Origin of the sequence: Marinobacter halophilus (assembly GCF_003007685.1) — a bacterium.
GTDB classification, from domain to species: Bacteria; Pseudomonadota; Gammaproteobacteria; order Pseudomonadales; family Oleiphilaceae; genus Marinobacter; species Marinobacter halophilus.
On record NZ_PXNN01000017.1, the window covers coordinates 415,629 to 427,137 of the forward strand.

The following is an 11,509-nucleotide window of genomic DNA, read 5'->3' on the forward strand; positions in this document are numbered from 1 at the left end:
ACGGAACGTTCCTTCTGCTGATCGTGACAATGGATACCAGTGTAACCTCAGCCGAGCGCTATTTGGTTGCTATTTGCGCGCCCAAACGATATTTATGGCAATATAGTTGCCTTAATTGTCGGAGATTCGAAACATGATTGCGGAAAATGATAAAACCCTGGTCAGAATCGACAATACCGACCGGAAAATCCTCGAACAACTGCAGAAAGATGGCTCACTGACCAATCAGCAGCTGGCGGAAAAGGTTGGCCTGTCGGCCTCGCCCTGCCTGCGAAGGGTGCGCGCACTTGAAGACGCCGGCGTTATTGTCCGGACAGTGACGATTCTGGATCATAAAAAACTGGGGCTGGCGCTGACGGCGATCATTCTGATCGGCATGGACCGTCACACCCCTGAACGCTTTGCCGCGTTCGAGGAACAGGTCGCCGCCTTTCCGGAGGTTCAGGAGTGCTACCTGATCACCGGCCAGAGCGCCGATTACATGCTGAAAGTGGTGGTGCCCGACATGGACCACTATCACCACTTCCTGCTCAATCGCATCACCCGTATTCAGGGTGTCAGCGGTGTGCATTCCAGTTTCGTGCTGCGGCGGGTGATTGACAGCACCGCCCTGCCCCTGGGCTACCTGTCCTGACGGGGTCGTGGGTCAGCAGATTCATCCGCCCTCATCTGTACCTTGCGCAGCAGGCTCCGTACAATAATGGTTACTTTACGACAATGACAGGCAGACCCGGGCCAGCCCTACTGCCATTCAGTCTACATTCCCACGTTTGATATAAGCGGAAGACACGATGCGAGCAAGCCGTTATCTGATTGCCACCCAAAAAGAGACTCCTGCTGATGCCGAAATAATCAGTCATCAGCTGATGCTGCGTGCGGGAATGATCCGCAAACTGGCCGCCGGCCTGTACACCTGGCTGCCGATGGGCTTGCGCACCTTACGCAAGGTAGAGCGGATTGTTCGTGAAGAGATGGACAAAAGCGGCGCCCAGGAAGTGCTGATGCCGGCGGTTCAACCGGCAGAGCTCTGGCACGAGTCCGGACGCTGGGAGCAATACGGTGGCGAATTGCTGCGCATGCATGATCGTCATGGCCGCGACTTCTGTTTTGGCCCCACCCATGAGGAAGTCATCACCGATCTGATCCGCAACGAACTGAAAAGCTACAAAGAGCTGCCGTCCAATTTCTATCAGATCCAGACCAAATTCCGCGACGAGCGCCGCCCGCGCTTCGGGGTCATGCGGGCGCGAGAATTCATCATGAAGGATGCCTATTCCTTCCACGTGAACGCCCAATCCCTGGACGACACTTACCAGATCATGCACCAGACCTACTGCAACATCTTCGATCGCCTTGGCCTGGATTACCGTCCGGTACAGGCCGATTCCGGGGCCATCGGCGGCAGTGCCTCCCATGAGTTCCACGTACTGGCGTCCTCGGGTGAAGATGCGATCGTGTTCAGCACCGAGAGCGACTACGCCGCCAACATGGAAAAAGCTGAAGCGGTTGCCCCCGCAGGTGAGCGCCCGGCGGCCACCGAACCCCTGGCCGAAGTGCACACCCCGGGCCAGAAGACCATTGAGGCTGTGTCTCAGTTTCTGGATCTGCCGGCTGAGCGCAGCGTGAAAACACTGTTGGTGAAAGGCGAAGCCGATGAAAACGGCAACTCGGGTCTGGTGGCGCTGATTCTGCGTGGCGACCATAACCTGAACGAGATCAAGGCTGAGAATTTGCCGGGCGTTGCCGAGCCGCTGACCATGGCGACGGATGAAGAGATCGAAAAAGCCATCGGCTGCAAGCCCGGCTCTATTGGGCCGGTAAACCTGCCGATACCAGTGATTGTCGATCGCAGCGCCGCCCACCTGGCCGATTTTGTGTGCGGTGCCAACAAGGACGACTACCACCTGACCGGTGTGAACTGGCAACGAGATGTGCCGATGGGCCGCGTTGAAGACTTGCGCAACGTAGTTGAAGGTGACCTCAGCCCGGATGGCAAGGGTATCCTGGAAATTCGTCGTGGCATTGAAGTGGGCCACATTTTCAAGCTGGGCAATAAATATAGTTCAGCGATGAACGCGACCGTACTGGACGAAAACGGCAAAACCGTGATCATGGAAATGGGCTGCTACGGCATCGGCGTATCTCGCATTGTCGCTGCCTCCATCGAGCAGAACCATGACGACAAGGGCATCATCTGGCCAGACGCCATTGCCCCGTTCGAGGTCGCCATTGTGACCCTGAACGCGCATAAATCACCGGTGGTGGCAGAAGCCGGCGAGAAGCTCTACGAGCAACTGCGCCAGGCGGGTTATGACGTGCTGCTGGACGACCGGAACGAGCGCCCGGGCGTGAAGTTTGCCGATATGGAGCTGATCGGTATTCCGCACCGGTTTGTGGTTTCCGAGCGCGGCCTCACTGCCGGCACCCTGGAATACAAGGGCCGTCGCGATGAAGACAAACAGGATATCGCAGTGGAAGATAGCCTGCCGTTTCTGGTGAAAATGTCTCCGAAAGGCGGCTTGTAAGATCCTGTCAGCCGCTCCGGGTGGTCGAAATCATCGACCACCCGGAGCGGCTGAACCAGGGCTATCGGCGCCCTACCACGCCAGGTTCCATCTCCAGCTCGACCCCGAACCTGGCCTGCACAGACTGGAGAACCTCCTCTGCCAGTCCCAGAACATCCTCACCAGAACCACCCGAGTGATTAATCAACACCAGCGCTTGCCGGTTGTGGATGCCGACCTGGGCATTACGAAAGCCTTTCCAGCCGGCCTGATCAATCAGCCAGGCGGCCGCCAGCTTGACACCGTTGTCTGCCGGATAGGATACCACCCCGGGAAACTGTTGCTGCAACTGCTCGAAGCGGGCTGCATCAACCACCGGATTCTTGAAAAAACTGCCCACGTTGGGCAGTACAGAGGGGTCCGGCAGCTTGCGCCGGCGCACGGCCATAACGGCTTCTGCGACCTCCAACGGCGTCAGTGAAGCGACATTGGTATTCCCCAGGTACTCCTGAAGGTCACGATAACCGAGCTTGAGCGGCTGTGACCGGGATAATCCCAGCCTGATTTCCAGAATAATGTAACGTCCGGGGTAACGCTTGAACAGACTGTCCCGATAGCCGAATTCGCAATCCGCTGCGGTCAGAGTAACAACGTCCATGGTGGTGCAATCGAGAGCCATAACACTCTTCAGCGTATCACCCAGTTCAACACCATAAGCGCCAATATTTTGTACCGGGGCCGCGCCAGCGGTACCGGGAATAAGCGCCAGGTTTTCAATGCCGCGATAGCCTGATCGGGCGGCGTACAGCACCGCGTCATGCCAGTTTTCACCCGCGCCCAATACCAGCACGGCGGCATCGCCATTGACCTGCTCCCAGCGACGCCCCCGGATGGCCATGTGCAGCACCAGGCCGTCATAGTCACCCGCGAACACCAGGTTGCTGCCACCCCCGAGCACCAGCGTGTCCAGCTTGTGCTGCGCGGCCCAACCCAGCGCTTCCCGCAACTGCGTGATACCGCCCACCGCCACCAGATAGCGGGCGCTGGCGACGACTGCCAGGGTGTTCAGATCGCGCAGGCTGGCGTGCTCTGTGATCTCAAGGCCTGAGCTCAAGCCAGTCGCCTCCGGATGTCATCCAGCAAGCCTGTACTGGCATCGTGGATCAGGTCCAAGACCCGCTCGAAGCCGTCTTCACCGCCATAGTATGGGTCAGGCACTTCGGCCTGCCCGGAGTCGCCAAACTCCAGAAACAGGCGGGGCTCGGTACCCCCGTTCTGGTGCCACAGATCTCTGACATCGGCCAGGTTTTCGCGATCCATCACCAGCACATAATCAAACCGGTCGAGATCGTCCACGTTGATTTGTCGTGCCCGGAGGCCACTGATATCGATGCCTCTGCGCCCGGCCGCTTCCGTAGACCGGGCATCCGGCGCTTTGCCAATGTGCCAGTTACCGGTGCCACAGGAATCAATGCGCAGGTTATCGGCGATCCCTTGCTGGCTGGCCAGTTGCTGGAATACACCTTCAGCCGTTGGTGAACGGCAGATATTTCCCAGACACACGAACAACACGCTGACTTGCTCAGGCATAACGTCCTCCCGCTTCTAACAGAGCTCTGACCCGGGCCAGATCTTCCTCGGTATCCACGCCCGGAGCGGGCGGTCGATCGGCGATGTCGACATGAATGCAGGCGCCGTTGTACAGAGCCCGCAACTGCTCCAACGCTTCTATCTGCTCGGTTGGTGCCGGCGCCCAAGTGACAAACTGGCCAAGCACACTGGCGCGGTAACCATAGATGCCAATGTGCCGGAAATAACCAATACCGTCAGGCAGATCGACATCGGCCACCGAGGCGTTGGCCGGCCAATAGTCCCGAGCCCAGGGAATCGGTGCACGGCTGAAGTAATGGGCCATCCCGCGCCCATCAAACACCACTTTTACCACGTTCGGATTAAACACCTGTCGGGCATCGTGAAGACGCTCGCAGAGGGTCGAAATGGCTGCCTCAGGGTAGTGATCGAGATTCTCCGCTACCTGATTGATCAACGCCGGGGGAATTAGTGGCTCATCGCCCTGCACGTTAACCACCCGGTGATCCGGATCCAGGCCCAGCTTTCTGGCCACCTCTTCCAGCCGGTCGGTGCCACTGGCGTGATGAGCTGACGTCATGACCACTTCTGCACCAAAGCTCTGGCAAGCTTCGTGAATGCGCGCGTCATCGGTGGCCACGACGACCCTGCTGGCCCGGCTTTCCCTGGCACGTTCACACACATGCTGAATCATCGGCTTGCCGGCAATCATGGCCAGAGGTTTACCTGGCAATCGACTGGAGGCGTAGCGGGCGGGAATGACAACGGTAAATGACATGCGGGTGCGTCCTGCTGGCAGGTTGATCAGTGTTTATCGAGCCGCTCGTCGGTACTCAGAGTGCGGGCCTCAACCGCCAGCATTACCGGAATGCCCTCGCGGACCGGAAAGGCCATGGCATCCTGGTAGCAAATCAGCTCGCTGCGATCGTTATTGAGCTTGAGTTCGCCCTTGCAAACCGGGCAGGCCAGCATGGCCAACAATTTCTTATCCATGGTGTGTTCTCTCAGTGTTTTGTTGATGCGACAGCCCGGCACATTCCCCGAGCCGTTGCAAAAAACGTTGTTCGAAAGGTTCCGACAAACAGGCATCCACCGTCAATACCCAGGCGTTATCCGGCGCAAAGCCCCGGCACTTGACCGCATCTTTTGCCGTCATCACCAGCCACTCGCCAGCACTGGAGCCAAGATCTTCAGGGCGAAAACGATGATGATCGGCAAAAGCCGCCTCTTGGACCCGGGCCCCCAGTGCCCTGAGCGTGTCAAAATACCGCGCGGGATTACCAATACCGGCGACGGCCCGCACCGACTGGCCTTTGAGCGAGTGAGGAGCGAGTATCTCGCCCGAATTCAGGTTGACCAGAGCGGATGGCTGCAGAGTCATGGCGTGAATGTCCGGATGCTCGGTGTTGGCAAATTCCTCAATCTGCTGGCCGGGCTGTGGAAACTCTGCCCCGTTCAAAATCACAAAATCGACGCTCGCCAGGCGCGAAGTGGGCTCACGCAGTGGTCCCACCGGTATCAGCGCGCCATTGCCAATACCACGCCGGGCATCAAACACCGCCAGCTCAATGTCTCGGGGCAATCGATAATGCTGAAGGCCATCGTCGCAGATCAGGACATTACCGAGCTTCTGCTGCAGGGCCCAATGTGCCCCCCGGCACCGATCGGGATCAACCACCACCGGGCAACCGGTGGCAATGGTCAGCATCAGTGGCTCATCACCGCAGACCGAGGCCGGAGTGCTGTCTTGTACCAATAAGGGGTAGTGGTCACTTTTGCCACCATAGCCACGGCTGAGAATGACCGGGCTCCAGCCCTCCTGCTGCATGCGCTGCACCAGACGCGCGGTCAGCGGCGATTTGCCTGTGCCACCGGCGGTAATATTGCCCACCACCACCACAGGTACCGGCAAGGCCTCATGGCGAGCGCGCAAGGCTTTGCGGCGCCTGGATTGCGCAATCGTGCGGTACAGCCAAGCCAGCGGCGCCAGCACCGCCAGAGGCTTGCCCTGACCATACCAAAAGCGGTCAATCAGGCTGCCGCTCATGCATGCTCGCTGAACTGGATCTGGTGCAATTTGGCGTAAGCACCATCGGTGGCCAACAGCTCCTCATGGGTGCCAGACTCGACAATGTGGCCTTTGTCCATCACCAGAATCCGATCCGCCTTCTCTATCGTGGACAGCCGGTGCGCGATGACCAACGTGGTCCGACCCGCCATCACTGTTTCAAGGGCTTCCTGAATGTGCCGTTCGGATTCAGTATCGAGGGCTGAGGTGGCCTCATCCAGAATCAGAACAGGCGCGTTTTTCAAAAGCGCACGAGCAATGGCCAGTCGCTGACGCTGGCCGCCAGACAACATCACGCCGTTGTCGCCAATCACCGTATCAAGGCCTTCCGGCATGCGATCAATAAACTCCAGAGCATGGGCTTTTGCTGCGGCTTCCCGGATTTCGTCACGGGTACAGTGGCGCAAGGCGCCGTAGGCAATGTTGGCAGCAACGGTGTCATTGAACAGCACCACATTCTGGTTGACCAGGGCAATCTGGGAGCGCAGACCCTTTAGGGAAAACTCTTTCAGAGAGTGCCCGTCAATACGGATATCACCGCCGGTATACTCATAAAACCGGGGCAAAAGACTGACCATGGACGACTTGCCGCTGCCGGAGCGACCCACCAGAGCGACACTCTGGCCGGCTGGAATGCTAACCGATATACCATCCAGCACATTATCCAGCTGGTCACGATAGCGGAAGCACACCTGGTCAAACTCGATGTCGCCGTTCACCCGCTCAGGCGAGTACTGGCCGACGTCTTCCTCTGGTTGCTCGTCCATTGTCTCGAAAACGTCGTAAGCGGCGGCGACACCTTTTTGAATCTTGGCATGCACCGAGGTCACCTGGCGAATGGGCTTGGCCATGGTGGTTGCTGCGGTAATAAAGGCAATCAATTGACCGGTGCTCATTTCACCCCGGATTTCCGGTGACAGCATAGTCCAGACCAGTGCCGCGATGGCAATGGCCACCAGCACCTGGATGACCGGCACGCTGATCGCCTGGGTGGAGGCCATCTTCAGACTCTGTTTGAGGTTCCGGTTGCTGACGTCGCGAAACCGCTCGCGCTCATAGTCTTCACCGCCAAAAGTCCGGACCACTCGATAGCCGGAGATCGACTCCGAGGCGACGTGGGTAATGTCGCCCATGGAGCCCTGAATCCGTTGACTAATCTTGCGAAAGCGTTTGCTGGCGTAATTCACCACCAGCCCGATAACCGGGCCCACGGTCAGGAAGACCAGTGTGAGCTTCCAGTTGGTGTAGAGCATGAAACCCAGCAGGCCGAGAATGGTAAGGCCTTCTCGCAGGGTGATGGTAATGGCATTGGTTGCCGCTTCGGCCACCTGCTCTACGTTGAAGGTGAGCTTGGACACCAGGCGCCCGGCAGCGTTGTCGTCGAAATAACGGGACGGCAGCGTCATCAGACGGTCAAACACGTCGTTCCGAAGCGCGTTGATAACCTGGCGGCCAACGTAGCTGATGAAGTATTGGCTGAAGAACGTACCCACACCACGCAGCGCGAAAATACCCACGATCAAACCGGTCAGCATCAGACGGTTCTGGTCGGTCGGGTTTTCAATGGCGGTGATCACGTACTCCATGGCAGCCGCCATCCCGGTGGACGCGGCGGCATAGATGACGTTGCCAAACACGGCGAGGGAAAATGCAAACCAGAACGGTTTCACATAGCCAAGCAGGCGTTTGTAGGTGGCCCAGCTGCCGGTTGGTGGTACCTGGAGCGGCTCCGGATTTGGATCAATCACGGATTCTCAGCCTCCCGCTCTGTGGTTATGCTCAGTTTGGCAAAACCCAGGCGGCCGGCCACATCCATGGCACGCACAACAAACTCATGAGGGGTTCGCGCATCTGCCGTAATGATAAACGGCAGGCTGCTGTCTCCCTCAGCCAATTCCCTGACACCCCGCTCGAGGGTTTCACGACGATTGTTGACCAGCGTTCGTTCATTAAGAATGTACTGGCCCTCGGCGTTGATGACGACGTCAATCTGGCGCAGCTCTGACGGCGACGCCGGCTCTCCACTCGCCTCAGGCAGATCCACCTGCAGGTGACTTTCCCGGGTGAAGGTAGTGGACACCATAAAGAAAATCAGCAGCAGGAACACCACATCGATCAGTGGCGTCAGGTCGACCCCAACTTCCTGGCTTCTCTGGCGCTTGAACTTCACGGTGTTCAGGCTCCTTCCACGTCGATTTCACGGTCGCCATGAACCACTTCCACCAGCTTGATGGCTTCCTGCTCCATGTTGACCACCAGTTCATCGACGCGACGGATGAAATAGCGATGGCAGATCAGTGCCGGGATAGCAACGCTCAAGCCCGAGGCCGTAGTGATCAGAGCTTCGGAAATACCGCCAGCCAGGTTGCCGGCATTGCCGACTCCAGCCAACTGGATTTCGGCGAAGACTTTGATCATGCCAATTACGGTGCCAAGCAAGCCCAGCAAGGGCGTAATCGTGGCAATCGTGCCCAAAGGATTCAGAAAGCGTTCGAGCTCATGAATAACCTGACTGGCCTCATGCTCGATACTTTCTTTCATGATATCCCGGCCATGCTTGGCGTTAATCAGCCCGCCGGCGAGAATACGCCCGAGAGGAGAAGACCCCTGAAGCGCCTTGAGCTTGCGCCCATTGAGTTCTTTTTTCTTGATCCAGCGCCAGAGTTCGTTGATCGTCTGGACTGGCGCTACCCTGGAGGGCCGCAGAGTCCAGAATCGCTCCAGAACGATGGCAAGCGCCAGGATGGAACAGGCAACAATCGGCACCATCAGGATGCCACCGGCTTTCAACAGCTCGAACACGCTTGATCTCCCTGATTAGTTACAAGCGGCGCTACTTTAGCATAGCTGCCGGTTCAGGCCACACCTGGAATGTCACGGACTATTACATTGGTCACGAGTGAGCCCACGGCCACCTATCCAGAATGGCGCAGAATGCCGTAGTTCACTGATTTCCGGACCATCTCTGCCCAGAGTAATGACGATCTCGCCAGAGCAGGCGGTATTCAGTGTCGGCACCCCCGCAGCCCGGTAACGATCCACAACATCTGGATGCGGGTGTCCGAAACGATGACGGTAACCGGCGGTGTAAATCACCCGATCGGCGTTTAATGCGTTCACCCAAGCCGCAGATGACGACGTTTTGCTGCCGTGATGGGGTGCCAAAACCACCCGATTCTCAACGACCTGATCGAACCAGGCTACCCCTCCCGACCCGAGCATTTCGGCTTCGACCCGGCGGCTGATATCCCCGGTTAACCATACATCGGTTGATGACTCCGCGTGATGGATACGCAGCACGCATGACGCATCGTTGCCTGACTGCTCGGAATTCGAGTGCCAGAATTCGAAAGACAGACCCTGCCAGCGGACGTTCTCAGTGGGACACGCCGCAACCCCAAACACTGAATTGCCACCCAACTTGTCGGCAACCACCTCCGGCTCGCCACCGCTGATCAAACCGACAGCAAGAGTCGTCGTCAGTTGCTCAAGCCCTCCGGCATGATCGCTATCGCCATGACTGAGTACCAGATGGTCAATTTTTCGCACCGCCAAGGCCCGCAAATTGGGAATCAGCGTGGATTCGACCGCAGAAAATACACCTCGTAGTTCCGGGCCGGTATCGTAAACCAGCACCTTGTTGCCAACCCGCACCAGAACAGACAGTCCTTGCCCGACATCCCAGAGCCGGATTTCAGGCCGATCAATCGTCGGGTTTGACGGTGACTGGTCAGCCCCTGTTGACACCAGCATCCACACCCCGATCAACCCTGCGGCCATCAACCGAAAGTGTCGGTCAGGGTAGCGAAGCAACAGTAAAACCACGCCCGCCAACATCGCCAACAGGGCCGGTGAAGCCGTCGGAGTCAATGCCGCAACAGGGGTTGCCAACGTCTCGACCCATACCAGCCAGTCCATCAGCAGGCCTAGCACCAAATCAAAAACACTGATCACCCAACCGGTAAACGCACCGCCAGAAAGCAGCACCAGAAAGGCACCGACAAACAACACCGGCATGCAGACAAATGATACCCAAGGGATCGCGAGCAGGTTGGCCAACAAACCAGCCACCGGCTGCGATTGCCCCAAGCCTGCCAGCAACGGCCATAGGCCGGCAAACACAGCCAATTGAGCAAGCACCAGTCCTTTCAGCCAACCCGGACTGCCCATCCGGCCGGAAAAGACCATGATCAGCACAGCTACTGCACCGAAAGACAACCAGAACCCCTGGTCCAGCGGTGCAAAGGGGTCCAGTACCAGCACCAGAAAAAGAGCCACAGCATAAGGACGCCAGACACTTACCTCTTGAGCCAGCAGGAGGTACCAGCCGCCGACTACCACCATGATCAGAGCACGCTGAGTGGGCACAGAAAATCCGGCGACCAGGGCATAGAACAGGCAGGCAGCCAACACCAGAACAAACCCTGCCCTGCGTCTTGCCCTCTCCCCGCCCCAGCGGGCAGGGGCGGCCAAGGCCAGCCTGCGTGCAATCAATCCTGCCCCGATGGCCACCAGGCCAAGGTGAAGTCCGGAAATAGCGACCAGATGAATGGTTCCGGTTGCTCTGAGCGTCTGCCAGTGTTGGTCCGTCAAATCGCCACGATTGCCTATCAATAGCGAGGCAATCAAAGGGTATTGTCGGGCTTGCGAGAACCGCTGATGGGCAGTCGCCGCCACCCACTGGTGCCATCGATGGTAACGGCAATGCCATCCGCAATTGACAGTCGCATCTTTTGTTACCGCTCTAACCGTGCCTGTTGCGCGGTAGCCATGCCGAAACAGCCAGTTTTCATAGCGGAAGCCCTCGCTATTCAGGGTTCCGTGCGGCCTTTTCAGCACCACATCGAGTTTAAGCAGAGGACCAGGAAGGGTTTTGCCATCGCGGCCATACCAGGACAGCCGGATTTTGCGAGGAAGGCTTTGGACATTTGCTCGCTCATCGCGATCATGCCAGCGGGACACGCAGAAACTGAAACGCAGGCTGTCAAAGCTGCCGGTCTGGGGCAAATCACAGACATAGCCGGACACCACCAGCCGCGCGCCTTCCAACTCACCCGGCAAGCGCTCAGAGAGCCTGGCATCTGCATGCCAGCTGGCCCAGGCCAACCCCAGGATAAGTAATGCCACCCATTGGCATAGCCGTCTTAAGATTGTTACCTTGTGAAGTACTGCAGTCCCGGCAAGCACAAACATCGCCAGAAACAGCCACGGATGCGGTGGTAAAACTGTTAGCTGATACAGTAAGATAACGCCGCACGAGAACGCGATAACGCAAGGAATGCCACGCTCGCCAGTTTCAGGCGTTTGATCATTGCAAAGCAGATCGGACAATCCTTGTCCTCCAGTG

11 protein-coding genes are annotated in these 11,509 nt (G+C 58.0%); 2 read left to right on the forward strand and 9 right to left on the reverse strand.

Annotation, left to right across the window (positions count from 1 at the left end; all coding sequences use genetic code 11):
• Positions 1-133 precede the first annotated feature (133 nt).
• Positions 134-634: an Lrp/AsnC family transcriptional regulator gene (locus C7H08_RS15790; RefSeq protein WP_188445263.1), complete on the forward strand. Its 501-nt coding sequence runs from the start codon at positions 134-136 to the stop codon at positions 632-634.
• A 157-nt stretch (positions 635-791) separates the two neighbouring features.
• On the forward strand, positions 792-2,525 hold the full coding sequence (locus tag C7H08_RS15795) for a proline--tRNA ligase (RefSeq protein ID WP_106673188.1): 1,734 nt from the start codon (positions 792-794) through the stop codon (positions 2,523-2,525).
• A gap of 61 nt (positions 2,526-2,586) precedes the next feature.
• On the opposite strand, the gene murB is transcribed toward C7H08_RS15795, so the two are convergent.
• From murB to C7H08_RS15840, 9 genes are all read right to left on the reverse strand, one after another.
• Positions 2,587-3,618, reverse strand: coding sequence for a UDP-N-acetylmuramate dehydrogenase (gene murB / locus C7H08_RS15800; protein WP_106673189.1), 1,032 nt, complete (start codon positions 3,616-3,618; stop codon positions 2,587-2,589).
• Positions 3,615-4,094, reverse strand: a complete 480-nt coding sequence (locus C7H08_RS15805) for a low molecular weight protein-tyrosine-phosphatase (protein WP_106673190.1) — start codon at positions 4,092-4,094, stop codon at positions 3,615-3,617. Before C7H08_RS15805 ends, murB begins: the two co-directional genes overlap by 4 nt.
• Positions 4,087-4,872: a 3-deoxy-manno-octulosonate cytidylyltransferase gene (gene kdsB / locus C7H08_RS15810; RefSeq protein WP_106673191.1), complete on the reverse strand. Its 786-nt coding sequence runs from the start codon at positions 4,870-4,872 to the stop codon at positions 4,087-4,089. Before kdsB ends, C7H08_RS15805 begins: the two co-directional genes overlap by 8 nt.
• Before the next feature lie 26 nt (positions 4,873-4,898).
• The gene (locus tag C7H08_RS15815; protein ID WP_106673192.1) at positions 4,899-5,087 is read right to left on the reverse strand and encodes a Trm112 family protein; all 189 of its coding nucleotides are present in this window, start codon (positions 5,085-5,087) and stop codon (positions 4,899-4,901) included.
• Positions 5,080-6,141 (reverse strand): tetraacyldisaccharide 4'-kinase, encoded by a 1,062-nt coding sequence (gene lpxK, locus C7H08_RS15820; protein ID WP_106673193.1) that lies wholly within the window; start codon positions 6,139-6,141, stop codon positions 5,080-5,082. The genes C7H08_RS15815 and lpxK overlap by 8 nt, the downstream gene beginning before the upstream one ends.
• Entirely contained in the window at positions 6,138-7,910 is a 1,773-nt protein-coding gene (msbA, locus tag C7H08_RS15825) for a lipid A export permease/ATP-binding protein MsbA (protein ID WP_106673194.1), read from the reverse strand. The genes lpxK and msbA overlap by 4 nt, the downstream gene beginning before the upstream one ends.
• Positions 7,907-8,332, reverse strand: coding sequence for an ExbD/TolR family protein (locus C7H08_RS15830; RefSeq protein ID WP_106673195.1), 426 nt, complete (start codon positions 8,330-8,332; stop codon positions 7,907-7,909). The genes msbA and C7H08_RS15830 overlap by 4 nt, the downstream gene beginning before the upstream one ends.
• Before the next feature lie 5 nt (positions 8,333-8,337).
• Positions 8,338-8,964, reverse strand: a complete 627-nt coding sequence (locus tag C7H08_RS15835) for a MotA/TolQ/ExbB proton channel family protein (protein WP_106673196.1) — start codon at positions 8,962-8,964, stop codon at positions 8,338-8,340.
• A gap of 72 nt (positions 8,965-9,036) precedes the next feature.
• Positions 9,037-11,493 carry a DNA internalization-related competence protein ComEC/Rec2 gene (locus C7H08_RS15840; RefSeq protein WP_165793976.1) on the reverse strand — a complete coding sequence of 819 codons (2,457 nt, stop codon included), beginning with the start codon at positions 11,491-11,493 and terminating at the stop codon, positions 9,037-9,039.
• Positions 11,494-11,509 lie beyond the last annotated feature (16 nt).